Here is a 17,525-nt window from a genome sequence, read left to right as displayed (position 1 = left end):
GTGTTTCCTCATTCAGTCAGTACGCGCCGGCAGGGGCGCACATAGCCCTGAAGGTGCGCCATATGATGATGACGTCGCCCATGATCGACCAGTTTTCGACGTAGTAGAGATCCAGCCGCACCGCCTCATCCCACGGCAGATCCGAACGGCCATTGACCTGCCACAGCCCGGTAATCCCCGGTTTGATCAGCAGCCGCCGGCGCGTGTGCCGCTCGTAGCCGCCCACCTCACGCTGCAACGGAGGGCGGGGCCCAACCAGGCTCATCTCGCCGCGCAGGACGTTCCACAACTGCGGCAGTTCGTCCAGCGAGTAACGGCGCATCCAGCGTCCGCAGCGGGTCACCCGGGGATCATTGTGCATTTTGAAGAGAACGCCGGCTCCTTCGTTCTGCGCCCCGAGACCAGCCAGCGCGGCTTCGGCGTCTGTGACCATGGACCGGAACTTGAGCATCCGGAATGGCTGCCCGGATTTGCCTACCCGCTCTTGCCGGAACAGGACAGGTCCCGGGCTGTCGCGCTTGATGATGACCGCCAAAACGAGGAAGAGAGGTGACAGCAGGACCAGGGCAGGCGCGGCCACCGCAATGTCCAGCAGCCGCTTGAACGCGTGCTTGGCGCCGCTGTACCTGGGCACATCCACGTGCATCAACGGCAGCCCTTCCACCGGACGCCAGTGGATCCGGGGACCGGCAACGTTGGTCAGGGACGAGGCCAGCACCAGTTCCGCCTGGTGCTCTTCCAACCCCCAGCCCAGTTCGCGGATGAACTGGTTGCCGCCGGGAACCGGGCCGGCCACGATGACCGCTTCTGCCCCGCAGAGGCCAACCGTCCGGACCACGTCATCCGTGGAGGAAAGGACCGGCACCCGTTGGCCGTCGACGTCGAACGATGTCCCCCGCCGCCCGCCGGGCAACGACACGCCGAGGATCTCGTAGACGGCGCCGGACTTCCGGGCGATCCGCTTGAGCACATAGCGGACATCCTCGGCCTGGCCGATGACAATCGCCTTGACGAGGTATTGTCCCTGGGACTGCCGCGCGTTGTACAAGCGCCGGGCAACCCAGCGGCTGCCCGGCAGCAGGATGAGACCCAGCGGGAGGGAGACCAGGTAGAACGCCGACGCCGACTGGACGCGGAACGCCACCAGGGCGACGGCGAGCAGCCCAAAGACCGCGCCGCTGGCGGCAGCGACACGCTTGTATTCACTGGTCCCGGCCCCCAGGATCTTCGTGTCCCTGGTTCGGTAGAGGCCCAGGGCCGCGACCCACATCACGCCGAGGACCACGCCGAGGAAGGCCTCTTTGAGGTCAGCGAGACTTCCCGTGAACGGCTGGGTGCCCGCGAAGGGGACGAGGAATCCAGCGACGAGGCATACCAGGACCAGCACGGCATCTGTGCCACTCAGCACGCGGCGCAAGAACCGCGCCCATTCCCGGCCGGAGAGCGGGGCCGGGGCCGAAGTGGGGGTGGAGATGGGGGCGATCGGCGCGGTTGGACGCACCGCCGCGTCCACGGCGGGGGGAACGGGCGGCCGGGGTGGCACGAAGGTTGCGGGCGCTCCGTGGCTGCCCTGGGACGCGTGAAGGGCGTGGGGCGCATACGCGAGGTCGGCCACCGTCCCCCCGGGGCGGTCAGCGGTGTATCCGGGAAGGTGGAGGGCCAAGCCGTGCGGCAGGCCCTCGGACCGCGGTGTCACAGGCACCTGCCAGGGTCAGTGGGCCGCGGGCCGTCGGACGCGTCATCCGCACAAATCAAAGATGTCCGGTCATTAGGCCAAACACCCAGGGCGACCACGAACCGGCGTGCCATTGCGGCTCCCTCCAAAGGCAATTGGCTGCATCGTTTAATGCCTGAGCCAATCAAAGTTGGTAGGAATACCTAGGTCACGAGTGGTTGATACCTGCCTTTGCGAACCATGCTCTTGGGGCCATGCCCGGGTAGTACTCACTACCCGGGCATGGCCCCCTGCGCTGGTACCGGAATATTGGCAGGCAGGTAGCGCCAAACGCCGGAGGAAGCTATTTTAGGCGGTCATCAGGATCTTCAGGGCGTCGCGTTCTACAGCCACGGCGAGATGCATTCCGGTGCCGAGGTGGTCACCGTCCAGCTGGAATTCCTGTTCCTGCTCCAGGGTGATCTCGGCGGATTTGCCCTGGAAGTACTCCACTGATTCGGTCTCGCGCTTGTTCCGGCCGAAGATCCCGGCAACAACGCCCAGCCAGCCGAGCCGGCCGCGCGGGGCCAGGACCAGCAGGTCCAGCAGGCCGTCGTTGAGCTTGGCGTCCGGGAAGATCTCGACTCCGCCCATGATCCGGCCGCAATTGCCGATCATGACGCTGCGGATCCTGCGGCGGACGGGTTCCCCGCCATCGACGCTGATCCTCGCCCTGACCGGTTTGCCGGGGAGTTTGCGGATGCCCGCCTCCACGTACGCGAGCCAGCCCATGCGGTCCTTCAGCACATCGACGGTGTCGGCCATGATGGCGGCGTCGTAGCCCAGCCCGGCCATCACCAGGAACACCTGTTCCTCGCCCGCGTGGTTCAGCCTGGCCTTGACGACATCGATGGCTTTTTCGCTGCCGTTGAGCACGTCGTAGCAGGCCGCGACCGGGTCGGTGATATTCACGCCGAGGTTGCGGGCCAGGAGGTTTCCGGTTCCCAGCGGCACCAGCCCCAGGGCTGTTCCGGTGCCGGCAACCACCTCGGCCACGCAACGAACGGTGCCGTCGCCGCCGGCGGCAATGACGACGTCGACCCCGGCCTCCAGGGCCTGGCGCGCCTGGCCGGTGCCCGGGTCTTCGACCGTGGTTTCGAGCCAGAGCGGCTCGGCCCAGCCCTGCGTTTCGCACAGCCGGAGGATTGCGCCCCGGAGCGCAGGACCCCCTGATTTGGCAGGGTTGATGACGACGGCGGCGCGCCTAACCTGTGGGGTGCTGTCAGGCGCGGATTTGTTCTCTGGCATGGCGTCCTTCGGAGGTCCGTGGGCGTGGGGTGTCCCGGAGTGAAAGCCTAGCGGGATTCCGCCCGTAACTTCCGCAGCCCGGGCCCGAACCGTGGACGTCCGCGCTCCGGAGTCACTAGACTGGCCATGCTCAAGTACTGGAGCCAGCCGTCCCAAGTCATTTTCGGGCCGGCGCCTGTCCGGATCAGCCTGACAGGCAGCACTCCAGGGGCGGGAAGCAGGAGTACATGTCCGAACCACAGGAGAACTACTCGGCCGAGGCCGAAGCGTCCAGCACCGACCCCCACGACTGGGGCCGCGCCATGTCGCGGGCGGTCACACGGCTGGCGGAGCAGCTCGCCCCAGCGGACAGCGAGGACATCCATGCCTCACTTGTGGGCAAGGACCTGCGTCTGTTGATCCGTGACGACGCCGAAGGGGTCACCATCACGGTCTCCACCGCACCGTCGGCGGATCCTTCCAGCTGAGCACCCTAACGCCCGGAGGACAGGTCCGCGGAGATGACTTCGGCGGTGGCCACCGTTGCCACCCGCACGGAGTCCAGGAAGGCCGCCGGGTCCGGCCGGCTCGCGACCGCCTGGGCCTGCAATGAGACGTTGATCGCGGCGACCACCTTGGGACCGTCGTGGACCGGTGCGGCGATGGACATCAGCCCTAGCTCAAGTTCCTGGTTCAGCAGGCACCAGCCCTGCTCCCTGACGGTGGCCAGTTCGGCCAGCAGCCCTTCGCGCGTCCCGATGGACAGCGGGGTCAGGGGCCGGATTTCTGTGCCGGCGAGGCATTCCTGCAGCTGGGCGGGCGGCAGTGCCGCAAGCAACACCCGGCCCATCGAGGTGGCGTACGCCGGAAACCGGGTGCCGACGGTGATGCCGACGGCCATGATCCGGCGCGTCGCCACCCGGGCGATGTAGGCGATGTCCGTGCCGTCCAGCACGGCGGCCGACGTCGACTCCCCGAGTTGGAGCGAGAGCTCCTCGAGGTGGGGCTGGGCGAGCTGCGGCAGCGACAGCCCGGACAGATAGGCGTAGCCGAGCTGCAGCACCTTGGCGGTCAGGGCAAAAATCTTGCCGTCGGTGCGGACGTAACCCAACTCCACGAGCGTGTGCAGGAACCGCCGCGCCGTGGCCCGGGTCAGGTCCGTCCGGGCCGCCACCTCAGTCAGCGTCATCTTCGGGTGGTCCGTGTCGAAGGCGCGGATCACCGCCAGCCCGCGCGCCAGCGACTGCACGTACTGGTCACTGGCCGCCGGCGCGCCACCGGCCCCGGCGGCCTTTGCTGCGTCAATCATTTCCATGCCTCTCGGTCCCGCACCACTTTATCCGTGCGAGCGGATGCTCAGCCTCCGACGGCGGTCGCGGCCCTGAGCGGGACCGGAACCATGTCCTGCAGCTCCCCGAGGGTGCAGCCGAAGGTTTCCCGGACCTCGACCCCGCCGGGTCCGGTCAGGAAGACAGCCTTGTCCGTGTACACGCGGGTCACACAATTGATGCCGGTGAGCGGGTAGCTGCAGGTCCCGACAAGTTTGGAGATCCCTTCGCGGGTCAGGAGGGTCATCATGACGAAGACATCCTTGGCGCCGGTGGCGAGGTCCATCGCCCCGCCGACGGCCGGAATTGCGTCCGGCGCTCCGGTGTGCCAGTTGGCGAGATCGCCGGTCGCGGAAACCTGGAAGGCCCCAAGCACGCAGATGTCGAGGTGCCCGCCGCGCATGATCGCGAAGGAGTCAGCGTGGTGGAAGTAGGACGCTCCGGGAAGTTCGGTCACCGGGATTTTGCCGGCGTTGATGAGGTCGCCGTCGATCTGGTCCCCGGTGGCTTCAGGGCCCATGCCCAGCATGCCGTTCTCCGTGTGGAGCGTGATGTTCTGCTCCGGCTCGAGGTAGTTGGAGACCAGGGTGGGCTGGCCGATGCCCAGGTTCACGAAAGAGCCGGGCTTGATGTCCCGGGCCACCAGGCGGGCCAGATCGTCGCGGCCCAGCGGCTTGTCGGAGGTCTGGATTCCGGCCTGGCTGTTGGACTGGATGCTCATCTCAGGCCACCTTCACAATGCTGTTGACGTAGATTCCGGGGGTCACGATGATCTCCGGGTCGAGGCCGCCCGCGGGGACGATCCCGGAGACCTGGACCACGGTGTGTTTGGCCGCGGCGGCCATAATCGGGCCGAAGTTCCGGGCCGTCTTGCGGTAGACGAGGTTGCCCTTGCCGTCGGCCGTGAGCGCCTTGATGAGGGCGACGTCGGCGTGGATGGGGGTCTCGAAGACCTGCCCGCGGCCGTCGAGGATGCGGGTTTCCTTGCCTTCGGCCAGCATGGTGCCGTAGCCAGTGGGGGTGAAGAATCCGCCGATTCCGGCGCCGGCGGCACGGATCCGTTCGGCGAGGTTGCCCTGCGGGACGAGTTCGAGCTCGATCTCGCCGGCGCGGAACTTCGCGTCGAAGTGCCAGGAGTCGGACTGCCTCGGGAAGGAGCAGATCATCTTCTTCACCCGCCCTTCCTTGATCAGCAGTGCGAGGCCCTGGTCGCCCTGGCCGGCGTTGTTGTTGACCACGGTGAGGCCGGTGGCGCCGCAGTCCATCAGCGCGTCGATGAGTTCGAAGGGCTGGCCGGCGTTGCCGAAGCCGCCGATCATGACGGTGGAGCCGTCCTTGATGCCAGCGACAGCCTCTCCGACGCTGTCTACAAAGTTCAGCATGTCCTAGCCCTTTCCTGTGACTGTTTTTGCCGGCAGTGCTGTTGCCGGGGGCGCGCCGGATGCGGTGACGTTTTCGAGCACGACGGCGAGGCCCTGGCCGACGCCGATGCAGATCGCGGCGACGCCCCAGCGTTCGCCGGAGGCCTGCAGGGACCGGGCCAGGGTGCCGAGGATGCGGCCGCCGGAGGCGCCCAGCGGGTGGCCCATGGCGATCGCGCCGCCGTGCCTGTTCACGATCGAGGCATCGATGCCCCAGGCGTTGATGCAGGCCAGGGACTGCGCGGCGAAGGCCTCGTTGAGTTCGACGGCGCCGACCTGGTCCCAGCCGATGCCGGCCTTGGCGAGGGCCTTGTTCGCGGCCTCCACGGGGGCGTAGCCAAAGTACTGGGGGTCGTTGGCGTGCGCGCCGCGGCCGGCGATCCGGGCCAGCGGATCCAGGCCGAGCAGGCCGGCGGCGTCCTCGGATCCGAGCCAGGCCGCGGACGCGCCGTCGGAGAGCGGTGAGGCGTTCCCGGCGGTGACGGTGCCGTTTCCGGTCCGGAACACGGTTTTGAGCCCGGCGAGTTTCTCCGCCGAGGACCCGGGACGGATGCTTTCGTCCCGGGTGAGCTCGGTGCCCGGGACCACGGTGACGAGCCGGTCGTAGAAGCCCCCGTCCCAGGCCGCGGCGGCGAGATTGTGGGAATTGGCGGAGAATTCGTCCTGCGCCTGACGGGTGATCCCGTACTTCCCGGCCAGCCGTTCGGTGGCCTCGCCCAGGGACACGGTCCAGTCCGGGCGCATGGCCTGGTTCACCAGCCGCCAGCCCAGGGTGGTGGAGACCAGGGTCATGTCCCCGGCCGGGTAGGGCTTCTCCGTTTTGGGCAGCACCCAGGGGGCGCGGGACATCGATTCGGCGCCGCCGACCAGCATGAGCTCCGCGTCGCCGGTGTTGATCTGGCGGGAAGCGATGATCGCCGCGTCCAGGGAGGAGCCGCAGAGCCGGTTGACGGTGGTGCCGGGGATCGAGACCGGCAGGCCCGCCAGCAGGGTGCCCATCCGGGCGATGTTGCGGTTTTCCTCGCCTGCGCCGTTGGCGTTGCCGAAGATGACCTCATCGATGCGCTCGACGTCGAGCGTCGGCGCGCGCTTCACGGCCTCGCCGATCACGTGGGCCGCGAGATCGTCCGGGCGGACACCGGCGAGCCCGCCGCCGAACCTGCCGAACGGGGTGCGCACGGCGTCGTAGAGGTAGGCCTGGTTCATGGGCTCTTGTCCGTTTCAGTGTTGTCCATCCCGGTGTTGTCCATCCCGGTGTTGTCCATGGAATGGAAGACTTGCTGCGCTGTCTTGAAGGCGGTGTTGGCGGCGGGAACCCCGCAGTAGATGGCGGTCTGCAGCAGGATTTCCTTGATCTCGTCCCGGCTCAGGCCGTTGGTGACCGCGGCGCGGAGGTGCATGGCCAGTTCTTCCCAGTGGCCGTGGGCCACCATCGCGGTGATGGTGACCGCGGAGCGCATCTGCCGGGTCAGGCCCGGCCGGGTCCAGATGCCGCCCCAGGCGATCCGGGTGATCATGTCCTGGAAGTCCTCGGTGAAGGAATCCTTGGTGGCGTTGGCGCGGTCGACATGCGCGGCACCGAGCACCTCGCGCCGGACCTCCATCCCGCCGTCGTAGATTTCCTGGCTGGTGGCCTCCGGCTGGACGACGCCGTTGCGCGCTGCTCCGCCGGGATCTGCGCCGGCGAGCCCGGGGCCGGTCACTTGGCTGCTCCGTTGGATTCGGTCCACGTGATGAGGCTCCGCAGCAGCTCGGCGACGTGGCCGGGCGCCTCAAACGGGGCCAGGTGTGCCACCCCTTCAAGGGTGACGGCGCTGGCGGTGCCGCCGCCGGCGGTGATCCCCTCGGCGATCGCCTCGGCGAAGGACGGCGGGGCCACGCTGTCCTGGGCTCCTGCGACGGCCTGGGTGGGGACGCTGATGCTGGCGAGTTCGTCCCGGACGTCGAAACCGGCGAGGGCCTCGCAGCAGAAGGCGTAGCTGAACCGGTCGGCGTCGCGCAGGCTGTGCAGCAGCCGGCCGCTGAGTTCCGGCTGGCGTTCCATGAAACCGGGGCCGAACCAGCGCTGCGCCGAGCCCTGGATCATCACGGGTGTGCCCTGGGTGCGGACAGTTTCCGCGCGTTCCAGCCAGCCCTCGGGCGTGCCAAGCTTCGCTCCGGTGCACTGCACGGACAGGCTCTTAAGCCGTTCGCCGTGTTTGATGCCCAGCTGCAGGCCGGCGGCGCCGCCCAGCGACACGCCGGCGTAGTGGAATCGGGCTCCGGGGGCGATCGAATCCACCAGCTCGACGACGGCGTCGGCCAGTTCGGCAACGGTGAACGTTTCCTTCGCGGCCGGTGAGATGCCGTGGCCCGGCAGGTCCCAGGCGACGACGTCGACATCGTCCCCGAGCAGGGCGCCGGCCTGGGTCCACAGCAACGTGGACGTGCCCAGGGACGGGCCCACCACGAGGAGGGGCTTGTCCCCCAGCGGGCGCTGGGGCGAGAGCAGTACTGCCTTGACTGTTGGCCTAGCCACGGGAGGCTCCGTTCAGTTCGGGGGTCGGTGGTGCGGGGTGGGATCCGGCGACCGTGTCGGTGACGCTGACGCCGTACTCCGGGTAGGCGGCGAGGATGCGCCGGGAGATTTCGGCGGCCTGGCCGAGGTAGTTGGCCGGATCGAGCAGCTCCGCCAGCCGGATGTCGGAGAGCAGCTCCGGCGGGACGGCCGCGCGGAGCAGCCGCCGGTAGGTGGACGCCTGGTCCGCGGCCGGGACCTGGAGTGTCCGGTCCACCACGGCCTGCAGCCGCTGCTTGCCGTCCGCGCTGCTCTTGCCCGGGACGCTGCCGGACAGGAGCGGTGCGACGGTGGCCGTGACGGCCTCGCTGAGCAGCAGTGGGCCGGAAAGATCCAGGTTCCGCCGCATGGCCCGGGGGAAGACCTGCAGGCCCTCGGCGAGTTCGCGGAGCTGCACGGCGGCGCCGAGGGCGAGGCGGAGGAGCTGGCGGAGCGCCGGCCATTCGCTGTGCCAGGCACCGTCGGGGCGTTCATCGTTGAAGTTGGCGGCGGCCAGGTGCAGTTGTGCGGCCTGGCCGGGCGCCTGCAGGGCTGCGCTGCGGACCAGCACGGACAGCACCGGGTTCTGTTTCTGCGGCATGGCCGAGGACCCGCCCCGGCCGGCGGCACGGGGCTCGGCGAGTTCGGCGACCTCCGGGCGGCTGAGGAACAGCACGTCGGAGGCGATCTTGCCCGCAGCGTCGGTGACCGAGGCCAGGGCGTCGCCGAGGGACGTGACGGCCAGCCGGTTCGTGTGCCAGGGCGCAGGGACAGCGGCGAGGCCGAGTTCCGCGGCCAGCCGGTCCGAGAGATCCAGGGGGCTGAGGCCCGATCCCGCAGTCAGGACGGTGCCCGCGGCCAGGGTTCCGGCTGCTCCCCCGGTCTGCACCGGGAAGTCGAGGGCCTCCAGCCGGCGTGCGGCCGCGGCGAGTCCGTGGAACCATTGGGCCGCCTTGAGTCCGAAGCTGAACGGCAGCGAGTGCTGGGTGAGGCTACGGCCCACGCACAGGGTGTCCGTATGCTGTGCGGCGAGGGCGGCCAGTGCCGCCGTCGTCTCCTTGAGCTCGGCGAGCAATGCGCGGACGGCGTCACGGGCCAGCAGCATGAGGGCACTGTCAAGGACGTCCTGGCTGGTCAGCGAGGTGTGCACGGCTTTCCCGGCACCGATTCCTGCCGAATCAAGGGCCTTGACCTGCGCGCGGAGATCCGCCAGCAGCGGGATTACCGGATTGGCGCCGCCCTGGGCGCGCACGGCAAGGCCCGGAAGGTCATAACGGCCCACCTCGGCCGCCGCGGCGACGACCGCGGCGGACCCGGCGGGCGCCAAGGACGTGCCTTCCAGGACTGTGGCCCAGGCGGCCTCGACCCGGAGAATGGCGGCCAGCACGGCCCGGTCCCCGGTCAGCGCCGCCACCAGGGACGCCGCCGACACGGGACTCAGGAGGCCAAAATCGCCCTGCAGGCCGGCGTCGCCCCCGGTGGCTCCGCTGGTGTCACGGGAGATCACTTCGAGGTGCCCTCGAAGTCGAGGAACACCGTCTCGCCCGCACCCTGAAGCCGGATATCCCAGCTCAGGCCGCCGTCGGGGTCCCGGCGTGCGATCAGCGTCTTGCGGCGTTCCGGATCCAGCGAGGACAGCAGCGGATCCGCGGCCAGCGCCGCCTCATTTTCCGGCAGGTAGATCCGGGTGAAGAGCCGGTTCATGAGGCCACGGGCGAAGACCGCGACGGCGATGAACGGCGCCGCGCCGTCCCCGGTGGGTCCGGGATTGACCGTGGTGAAGGTGAAGACGCCGGTGTTGCCCACGGCGCTGCGGCCGAAGCCGGTGAAGGTGTAGCCGTCGCGCACCAGCGAACCCGTGTGGTGCGGGACCTTGCCCTCTGCATCGGCCTGCCAGATTTCCAGGATCGCGTCCGGGACCGGGTGTCCGACGCCGTCAAGGACGGTGCCCTGGAGCCGGATGGAGCCCGGGGAGCCGGGGGCCAGCAGCTCGCGGTCCTTGGCGTAGGGCAGCGCGTAGCCGTAAAAGGGGCCCACGGTCTGGCCTGGTGTCGGGGTGAGTTTACTCATGCTCGTCTCCTTCTGCTCCCAGGGCTTCGTTCTCTGTCCAGGTCCGCTTTGACCCGGTCAGGACGATGTCCCAGTTGTACGCCGGGGCCCACTCGGGCTTGGTCTGCTCGTGGTTGTAGGTGGCCACGAGCCGGTCCCGGGCGTCCTGGTCAACAATCGACTGGTAGATCGGGTCCAGGGGGAAGAGTTGGTCGCCCGGGAAGTACATCTGGGTGACGATCCGCTGCGTGAACTCCTGCCCGAACAGGGAGAAGTGGATGTGCGCCGGGCGCCAGGCGTTGAGGTGGTTTTTCCACGGGTAGGCGCCGGGCTTGATCGTGGTGAAGCTGTAGGAGCCGTCAGCGCCCGTGATGCAGCGGCCGACGCCGGTGAAGTTGGGGTCCAGCGGTGCCGGGTGCTGGTCCCGTTTGTGGATGTAGCGGCCGGCGGAGTTCGCCTGCCAGATCTCCACCAGCTGGCCCGCGACGGGACGGCCGTCGCCGTCGAGCACGCGGCCGGAGACGATGATGCGTTCGCCCAGCGGTTCACCGTTGTGCTGGATGGTCAGGTCCGCTTCGAGGGCGTGGACATCCATGTGCCCGAAGGCCGGTGAGTACAGCTCAATGGTCTCCGGGTCCGCGTGGTGCAGGTCCTTGGTGGGGTGGCGCAGGACGCTGCTGCGGTACGGGGCATAGTCCAGCCGCGGCTGGATCTCCGCCGGGGCACCGTTCCTGCGCGCCAGGGCGTAGGCATCGGCGAGCGCCTTCATCTCGGCGCTGAGGTCCGCCTGAGACTCCGCGGCAGTGTCCAGGGGCGCGTACGTCTTCGGTGCGGCCTCCGTGACTTCGTCGGACACGTCCTCGGTGAGCGGATACGCGTTGTAGAACTCAAGGTCCATTTCTTCAGGCACAGCAGCCTCCTTTCGTTGGGTGTTGGTGTTTGGCTTTGCTTTGGCCGGTCAGGACGTGGGGTTCAGCTGGTGAGGGCTGCGCCTGGTTGACGTGGTCGATCATGGGGGAACCGACGTCGAAGCCCAGGGCGGAAATTGCGGGCACACCGGCCGACGGGGGGTCCTCGGCAGACTCCTCATTGCTGATCGCGCGGGCGTGGCCCATAGTCCACAATTGCACAGTCTTGCTCCGGCGGGCCGAGGAATGTGGCGAGTTCGAACTGCCCTTCGCCCGGTGGAGGTACCGGAGGCCCTGCACATCGCCTTCGCGTTCGTGCACGGGGGGAGTGAGGGACGGCGCGACGCCATCGCCTATCAGGCCCATAAGGAAGGACTCTGCCCGATTGCTCATCCGTATAGCTCCTTTGACAACGGCCCTCGGCGGGCGGGACGCACGTGGCGCCGGCCGCAGGCCGGGTGTTGGGGATTACAGTACCGCAATTGTTCATATGTTGCACTCTTGTTCTACTAGCGAACGCAGGGGCTCGCGGGCCGGACCGGCCGCAGCGCTCCCGCCCGGTTGCTTCGGGCCGCAGCCCCGGAAGGGAGAGCGCAGGCCGGGGCCTGCTCCGCCCTGGCGTCAGGCTTTTCCGGTCCCCAGCACCGCGGCCAGATCGTACGTGACAGGTTCCTCAAGTTGTTCGTAGCTGCAGGAACGCGGATCCCGGTCCGGGCGCCAGCGGACAAACTGGGCCGTGTGGCGGAACCGCGCCCCTTCCATGTGGTCGTATTTCACTTCCACCACGCGGTCCGGCCGCAGCGGGGTGAAGGACAGGTCCTTGCCTCCGCTCCATTGGCTGCCCTCGGCATTGCGCGGGGTCCGGGTCCCTTCCGCCTGCCGGGCCCAGTCCCAGGGGTGATCCTCGACGCTGGTCACGAGCGGCTGGAGCTCCCCGAAGAGCTCCTTGCGGCGCTGCATGGGGAAGGCCCCCACCACGCCCACATTGGCGAGTCCGCCGGCGTCGTCGTAGAGGCCCAGCAACAGCGAACCGATCCGGTCCGGCCCGGAGGTGTGCACCCGGTACCCGGCGAGAACGCAGTCGGCGGTGCGTTGGTGCTTGATCTTGAACATCGAACGCTTGTCCGGCAGGTACGGCCCATCCAGCAGCTTGGCCACGATCCCGTCAAGCCCGGCCCCCTCGAACTGGTGGAACCATTTCTGGGCGGTTTCCTTGTCCTGCGTTGCGGCGGTGAGGTGGATCGGGGCCGCACTCCCGGCGAGCACGCGTTCCAGTGCCCCACGCCGCTCAGCGAAGGGACGCGAGGTGAAGTCCTCGTCGTCGAGCGCCAGCAGATCGAACGCGACAAAACTCCCCGGCGTCTGTTCGGCCAGCAGGCGGACCCTGCTCGCGGCGGGGTGGATCCGCTGTTGCAGGGTGTCGAAGTCGAGCCGGTCCCCGGCGGCGCCGACCACGATGATCTCGCCGTCGAGCACGCAGCGCGGCGGGAGGTTTGCCTTTAACGCCTCGACCAGTTCAGGGAAGTAGCGGGTCAGGGGCTTGCCGTTGCGGCTGCCGATCTCCACGTCCCCGCCATCGCGAAAGATGATCGACCGGAACCCGTCCCACTTCGGCTCGAACATCAGCGCACCGTCCGGCAGGGACGTCACGGCCTTCGCCAGCATGGGCGCAATCGGGGGCATCAGCGGCAGTCGCATAGGCCCATTGTGGCCGCGCAGCGAGCCGCCCGCCAGAGGCCGGGCCGCACCGGCTTTCTTCGACAACTATCGGGGAGCAGGCAACTCCCGCGGCGTCGATCGCTAACCCACGTCTTACCGGGCCGAAACGCAACGGCAACAATGGCGCAGGACACTGGAGGTGCCGGCAAGAGCAGGCATCACGCTCCAGTCCAGGAGGCCCCGCCATGTTGAAGGAAGCCAAAGCCCATGCAACCCGCATCCGCGCCCTGGATCAGCTGCACCGCGGCGACGAGATCGAGGCGCGCATCAAGGTCGGCCCGAACCACGACGACGTAGTGATCCGCCGCGGCAGCGTCCAAGAAACCGCGCCCGGAATCGGCGTGGTCTGGATCATGGACCGGCAGTCCGGAACCCGGAAAGCCATCAACACGGACGAGTGCAGTCTTTGGCGGGTCGCCTGAGCCTGCTAGCCCCCCGCGACGGACTGGATGATCAGGACCTCCTGGCCCGGGAAAACCTCGGTGGCCAGGCCCTGCAAGCGGCGAATCTCATTCCCGTTGACGTATATATTCACGTAGCGTCGGATGGCCCCGGTCTCATCCCGCAACCGCCTCGACAGCGCCGGGAACTCCCCGGTCACCACGTCCAGCACCCCCTCCACCGTCACCGCGGCGTCTGCGGGCGCAGTCAGGCAGGGCTGCCCGCCGGCCAGCGGCTGGAGCACACTGGGCAGCACCACACTGATGCCGGCCACGGGCCTCAGACGCCCACGGCGGCGCCGACCGCCGCGGAACCGGAGACAACGGCCGGGGCGACGGCCACGGCCCGCACGCACAGCACGTCCGGCAGGTGCGAAGCCACCTCGGCGAAGTGTTCCCCCTCGTCGGCGCTGGCGTAGACGCTGCCGCCGCGCGTGCCGAAGTACACGCCGGCCGGTTTCGCCGCGTCCACGCAGGCGGCGTCACGGAGCACGGAGTTGAACTCCGCTCCCGGGAGTCCGTCGTCAAGCCGCTTCCAGCTCGCACCCGCGTCGTCGGTCCGGTACACCGCCAGTTTGCCCTCCGGCGGGATCCTCTCGCCGTCGGCCTTGAGCGGGATCACCCAGGCGGTGCCGGCCCGGCGGGGATGTGTGAGCATCACGAAGCCGAAGTCCGCCGGCAGGCCTTCCGCGATCGACTCCCAGCTCTCGGCGTCGTCGTCGCTGCGGTAGACGCCGTGGTGGTTCTGCGCGTAGAGGCGGCCGTCGACGGCGGCATCGGCCGCGATCTTGTGCACGCACTGGCCGAATTCCGGGTTGGGGTCGGGCATAAAGTAGGCCGAGATTCCCTTGTTGCGCGGCTCCCAGGAGCTGCCGCCGTCGAGCGAGCGGTAAACGCCGCCGGTACTCATCGCGACGTGCACCTTTTCGCCGGTGTGGTCGATGACGATCGAGTGCGCCGCGGCACCGCCATAGCCGGCGCCCCACTCACCGCGGTGCGGGTGGTCCCAGAGGCCGCGGTTGAGCTCGAAGTGTTCGCCGCCGTCGGTGGATTTCCAGACCGAGATCGGCTCACAGCCGGCCCAGACGACCCCGGGCCGGGACGCGGCGTCGGGGTGGATCTGCCAGACCCGTTCCAGAGCGGCATCGGTGCCCTCGGGGAAGCGGATGGCACCCTCGTCGGGCTCGTTCCACGTTTCGCCCAGGTCATCGGAGTGGAACACGGTGGGACCCCAGTGCTCGGAACGCACGCCGACCAGAATCCGGGTCCGGTCCTCGCGCGTGTCGATGCCGATGCTGGGGACTTCGCTCATCAGGAAGTGCGGGCCGGAAAGTGACCAGTCTTTGCGGTCCGGGCTCGTCGCCAGCCAGAGTCCTTTTTTGGTGCCGATCGCCAGGACATAACTCTCTGCGGTAGCCATGCCCCTTATGGAACCACCACCAGAGGATGCCCGCAATGATTTTTTTGAAGGCCGGGTCAGTCGACGAATTCGGACTGCGTCTCGATGAAGTCCCAGTCGGCGTCGGTCAGCACCCCGAAAACGTCATCCGGGTGCGGGCCGCCGGCTTCGGCAATGCCCTGCACCACGTTCAGCGGCAACTCGGTGGCCCGCAGGTTTTCCCGCAGCCACTCCTTGCTCGCCAGATCCAGATCCAGCCACCACATGAAGATTTCCACGGCGGTCACCCCTTCCTGAGGCTTGCCACGCTAGGCCCCGCACCGGAAGTGTTCAAGTGCCGCATGGCCCTGCCGGCCTACAGTGCCGCGAGCATGTCCGCTGTCCGCTCCAGCGCGCCAGGGACCAGCGAGTAGTAGGCCCAGGTGCCCCGCTTTTCGCGGTGCAGCAGTCCGGCGTCAACGAGGATCTTGAGGTGATGGGACACCGTGGGCTGGCCAAGGTCCAGCGGCTCGGTGAGGTCGCAGACGCAGGCCTCACCGCCGTCGGACGCCTTCACGATGGACAACAGCCGCAGACGGTTCGGGTCGGCAAGGGCCTTGAAGAGCTGGGCCTTGCCCTGCGCCTCTTCTGCGCCCAGCACCTGCATCCCGGACGGCAGGCAGCAGGCTTCGGCCGTCGTGGATTCAACAATCTGCTGTGTTGTCATGCTTCCATTATGCACTTATATTGACAGACGTCGATATAGGCGGGCATACTCGCATCATCAATCTATCCGGACAGAGGACACCATGGCTGTCACCACCAATCTTCCCGTTGCTGTCATCGGAGCGGGCCCGATCGGCCTTGCCGCGGCAGCACACCTCCTGGAGCGCGGCCTCGAGCCGCTGATTTTTGAGGCCGGTCCGACGGCGGGCGCCGCCATCGGGCAGTGGCGGCACATCCGCCTCTTCTCGCCCTGGCGCTTCAACACTGACGCAGCCGCCGTCCGCCTGCTCGCAGCCTCCGGCTGGGAGGCGCCGGAGGCCACGGCGCTGCCGTCCGGCGGCGAACTCATCGACCAGTACCTCACCCCGTTGGCTGCACTTCCCGCGATCGCGCCCCGCCTGCACACCGGTGCCCGCGTCGTGGCCGTGACCCGGCAGGGCATGGACAAGACCCACAGCCGCAACCGCAACAACACACCCTTTGTGGTCCGGGTCGAACACGCCGACGGCGAAGTCCGCGACTACCGGGCAGCCGGCGTCATCGACGCGTCCGGCACCTGGTCCACCCGCAACCCGCTGGGAACCTCCGGTCTGCCCGCCCTCGGCGAAGCCGCCGCAGCGGACCGGATTTCCTCACCGCTGCCGGATGTCCTGGGCCGGGACCGGGAGAAGTTCGAGGGCCGCACGGCGCTCGTAGTCGGCGCCGGCCACTCCGCTGCCAACACCCTGATCAACCTCTCCGAACTCGCCAGCCAGTCACCGCAGACCAGGATCCTCTGGGCCGTCCGCGGCGCCTCCGCCGCCAAGGTCTACGGCGGCGGCGACGCTGACCGCCTGGCCGCCCGCGGTCAGCTCGGCAGCCGGCTCCGCCGCCTCGTCGAGTCCGGCGCGGTGGAGCTGCACACCGGCTTCGGGATCGCCGCCCTCGCACCGGCCGGCGGCGCCGTCACCGCAACCTCCACGGACGGCCGTACCCTCGAAGCTGACGTCGTGGTTCCGGCCACCGGCTTCCGCCCCGGGCTGGACATCCTCCGGGAACTCCGGCTGGAACTGGACCCGGGCGTCGAAGCCCCGCGTGAGCTCGGCCCGCTGATCGACCCGGAGTTCCACTCCTGCGGCACCGTCGAGCCGCATGGCGCCACAATGCTGGCCCACCCGGAACAGGACTTCTACATCGTCGGCATGAAGTCCTACGGCCGGGCACCGACCTTCCTGCTCGCCACCGGCTACGAACAGATCCGCTCCGTCGCGGCCGCCCTGGCCGGGGACCGGGAAGCCGCCGACACCGTCCAGCTCGAACTCCCCGAAACCGGCGTCTGCTCCTCCGACATCGGCACCAGCTGCGACGTCCCCGCCGCCGAACCGGCAGGGCCTGCAGCGGAAACTTCCGGCGGCTGCTGCGGAACACCCGAACCCGTCCTCGTCGGGTTCCCCACCGGACTGGCCCACGGCCGCTCCGGCGAAAACTGACCTCTTTCCCTTTCGTCTTCTTCGCCCAGCCTTCGTCAATCGAACACTCTGGAGTGCTGACATGACCGACCACCCAGAACCCGGCCACCACCGAGCACTTCGCCAACGACCGGCTCAACGCCCTGGCGAAATCCAAGGGAGCCGTCGGCTCCGAGGTCCCCGAGGTGCTGTTCGTCTGCGTCCATAACGCAGGCCGCTCCCAGATGGCTGCGGCTCTGCTCAACGCCGAGGCAAAAGGCCGGATCCGGGTGCGCTCGGCCGGCTCAATGCCGGCAGCCGAACTCGACCCCGCCGTCGTCGCGGCCATGTCCGAAATGGGCCTGGACCTCACCAAGGACTATCCCAAACCCCTCACCGACGACGTCGTGCGGGCCTCCGACGTCATCATCATCATGGGCTGCGGCGACTCCTGCCCCATCTACCCCGGCAAACGGCATGAGGACTGGGAGCTCACGGACCCCGCCGGACCCTCGAAACGGTCCGTGCCATCCGCGACCAGATCCACGACCGGGTCAGGGGACTGGTTTCGTCCCTCCTTCAGACGCGTGGCCGAGGAAAGCCCGGGGAGTAAGGCCCTGTTCCCGGCGCGGGGCGGGAGCCACAATTGAGT

20 protein-coding genes and 1 pseudogene are annotated in these 17,525 nt (G+C 68.5%); 4 read left to right on the top strand and 17 right to left on the bottom strand.

Going from position 1 to position 17,525, the window contains the following annotated elements; genetic code table 11:
* Window positions 1–16: 16 nt before the first annotated feature.
* Window positions 17–1,501 carry a sugar transferase gene (locus ACZYX4_RS02535; protein ID WP_463873436.1) on the bottom strand — a complete coding sequence of 495 codons (1,485 nt, stop codon included), beginning with the start codon at window positions 1,499–1,501 and terminating at the stop codon, window positions 17–19.
* 522 nt (window positions 1,502–2,023) lie between these two features.
* On the bottom strand, window positions 2,024–2,962 hold the full coding sequence (locus ACZYX4_RS02530) for a diacylglycerol/lipid kinase family protein (RefSeq protein ID WP_463873435.1): 939 nt from the start codon (window positions 2,960–2,962) through the stop codon (window positions 2,024–2,026).
* A 227-nt stretch (window positions 2,963–3,189) separates the two neighbouring features.
* On the opposite strand from ACZYX4_RS02530, the gene ACZYX4_RS02525 reads away from it, so the two are divergent.
* Window positions 3,190–3,429 (top strand): hypothetical protein, encoded by a 240-nt coding sequence (locus ACZYX4_RS02525; protein WP_463873434.1) that lies wholly within the window; start codon window positions 3,190–3,192, stop codon window positions 3,427–3,429.
* A gap of 5 nt (window positions 3,430–3,434) precedes the next feature.
* Here ACZYX4_RS02525 and ACZYX4_RS02520 read toward each other — a convergent pair whose 3' ends face one another.
* The 11 genes and pseudogenes from ACZYX4_RS02520 to ACZYX4_RS02470 form a co-directional block, all read right to left on the bottom strand.
* Window positions 3,435–4,250 carry an IclR family transcriptional regulator domain-containing protein gene (locus ACZYX4_RS02520; RefSeq protein WP_463873432.1) on the bottom strand — a complete coding sequence of 272 codons (816 nt, stop codon included), beginning with the start codon at window positions 4,248–4,250 and terminating at the stop codon, window positions 3,435–3,437.
* Window positions 4,251–4,297: 47 nt separating this feature from the next.
* Complete coding sequence (locus ACZYX4_RS02515; RefSeq protein ID WP_463873431.1) at window positions 4,298–4,990, bottom strand: 3-oxoacid CoA-transferase subunit B; 693 nt, start codon at window positions 4,988–4,990, stop codon at window positions 4,298–4,300.
* Window position 4,991: 1 nt separating this feature from the next.
* Window positions 4,992–5,651, bottom strand: a complete 660-nt coding sequence (locus tag ACZYX4_RS02510; protein WP_463873429.1) for a 3-oxoacid CoA-transferase subunit A — start codon at window positions 5,649–5,651, stop codon at window positions 4,992–4,994.
* 3 nt (window positions 5,652–5,654) lie between these two features.
* A complete protein-coding gene (locus tag ACZYX4_RS02505; protein ID WP_463873428.1) occupies window positions 5,655–6,896 on the bottom strand; it encodes a thiolase family protein in 1,242 nt (413 codons plus the stop codon).
* Window positions 6,893–7,393 (bottom strand): 4-carboxymuconolactone decarboxylase, encoded by a 501-nt coding sequence (gene pcaC / locus ACZYX4_RS02500; protein ID WP_463873427.1) that lies wholly within the window; start codon window positions 7,391–7,393, stop codon window positions 6,893–6,895. The genes ACZYX4_RS02505 and pcaC overlap by 4 nt, the downstream gene beginning before the upstream one ends.
* On the bottom strand, window positions 7,390–8,208 hold the full coding sequence (locus ACZYX4_RS02495) for an alpha/beta fold hydrolase (protein WP_463873426.1): 819 nt from the start codon (window positions 8,206–8,208) through the stop codon (window positions 7,390–7,392). Before ACZYX4_RS02495 ends, pcaC begins: the two co-directional genes overlap by 4 nt.
* Window positions 8,201–9,733 (bottom strand): lyase family protein, encoded by a 1,533-nt coding sequence (locus ACZYX4_RS02490; protein ID WP_463873425.1) that lies wholly within the window; start codon window positions 9,731–9,733, stop codon window positions 8,201–8,203. The genes ACZYX4_RS02495 and ACZYX4_RS02490 overlap by 8 nt, the downstream gene beginning before the upstream one ends.
* Window positions 9,730–10,296, bottom strand: a complete 567-nt coding sequence (gene pcaG / locus ACZYX4_RS02485) for a protocatechuate 3,4-dioxygenase subunit alpha (protein ID WP_463873423.1) — start codon at window positions 10,294–10,296, stop codon at window positions 9,730–9,732. Before pcaG ends, ACZYX4_RS02490 begins: the two co-directional genes overlap by 4 nt.
* Complete coding sequence (gene pcaH, locus ACZYX4_RS02480; RefSeq protein ID WP_463873420.1) at window positions 10,289–11,185, bottom strand: protocatechuate 3,4-dioxygenase subunit beta; 897 nt, start codon at window positions 11,183–11,185, stop codon at window positions 10,289–10,291. The genes pcaG and pcaH overlap by 8 nt, the downstream gene beginning before the upstream one ends.
* 271 nt (window positions 11,186–11,456) lie before the next feature.
* Window positions 11,457–11,576, bottom strand: a pseudogene (locus ACZYX4_RS02475) (shikimate dehydrogenase); the annotation flags it as partial.
* Between the two features lie 228 nt (window positions 11,577–11,804).
* The gene (locus ACZYX4_RS02470) at window positions 11,805–12,881 is read right to left on the bottom strand and encodes an ATP-dependent DNA ligase (protein WP_463873418.1); all 1,077 of its coding nucleotides are present in this window, start codon (window positions 12,879–12,881) and stop codon (window positions 11,805–11,807) included.
* Between the two features lie 206 nt (window positions 12,882–13,087).
* Here ACZYX4_RS02470 and ACZYX4_RS02465 point away from each other — a divergent pair, with 206 nt between their 5' ends.
* Entirely contained in the window at window positions 13,088–13,324 is a 237-nt protein-coding gene (locus ACZYX4_RS02465; protein WP_463873417.1) for a hypothetical protein, read from the top strand.
* Window positions 13,325–13,329: 5 nt separating this feature from the next.
* Here the strand turns inward: ACZYX4_RS02465 and ACZYX4_RS02460 are convergent, their stop codons facing one another.
* The 4 genes from ACZYX4_RS02460 to ACZYX4_RS02445 form a co-directional block, all read right to left on the bottom strand.
* Window positions 13,330–13,617, bottom strand: coding sequence for a MoaD/ThiS family protein (locus ACZYX4_RS02460; protein ID WP_463873415.1), 288 nt, complete (start codon window positions 13,615–13,617; stop codon window positions 13,330–13,332).
* 5 nt (window positions 13,618–13,622) lie between these two features.
* Window positions 13,623–14,762 (bottom strand): WD40/YVTN/BNR-like repeat-containing protein, encoded by a 1,140-nt coding sequence (locus ACZYX4_RS02455; protein WP_463873413.1) that lies wholly within the window; start codon window positions 14,760–14,762, stop codon window positions 13,623–13,625.
* A 56-nt stretch (window positions 14,763–14,818) separates the two neighbouring features.
* On the bottom strand, window positions 14,819–15,019 hold the full coding sequence (locus ACZYX4_RS02450) for a hypothetical protein (RefSeq protein ID WP_463873578.1): 201 nt from the start codon (window positions 15,017–15,019) through the stop codon (window positions 14,819–14,821).
* A 77-nt stretch (window positions 15,020–15,096) separates the two neighbouring features.
* Entirely contained in the window at window positions 15,097–15,447 is a 351-nt protein-coding gene (locus tag ACZYX4_RS02445; protein WP_463873412.1) for an ArsR/SmtB family transcription factor, read from the bottom strand.
* A gap of 82 nt (window positions 15,448–15,529) precedes the next feature.
* Here ACZYX4_RS02445 and ACZYX4_RS02440 point away from each other — a divergent pair, with 82 nt between their 5' ends.
* Both ACZYX4_RS02440 and ACZYX4_RS02435 read left to right on the top strand, forming a co-directional pair.
* Window positions 15,530–16,915, top strand: a complete 1,386-nt coding sequence (locus tag ACZYX4_RS02440) for an NAD(P)-binding domain-containing protein (RefSeq protein WP_463873410.1) — start codon at window positions 15,530–15,532, stop codon at window positions 16,913–16,915.
* Window positions 16,916–17,118: 203 nt separating this feature from the next.
* Window positions 17,119–17,523 (top strand): arsenate reductase/protein-tyrosine-phosphatase family protein, encoded by a 405-nt coding sequence (locus ACZYX4_RS02435; RefSeq protein WP_463873409.1) that lies wholly within the window; start codon window positions 17,119–17,121, stop codon window positions 17,521–17,523.
* Window positions 17,524–17,525 lie beyond the last annotated feature (2 nt).

It is taken from the genome of Pseudarthrobacter leeuwenhoeki, assembly GCF_055412885.1.
Note: the sequence above shows the minus strand (reverse complement) of the source record. Positions and strands in the feature narration are given on the sequence as shown.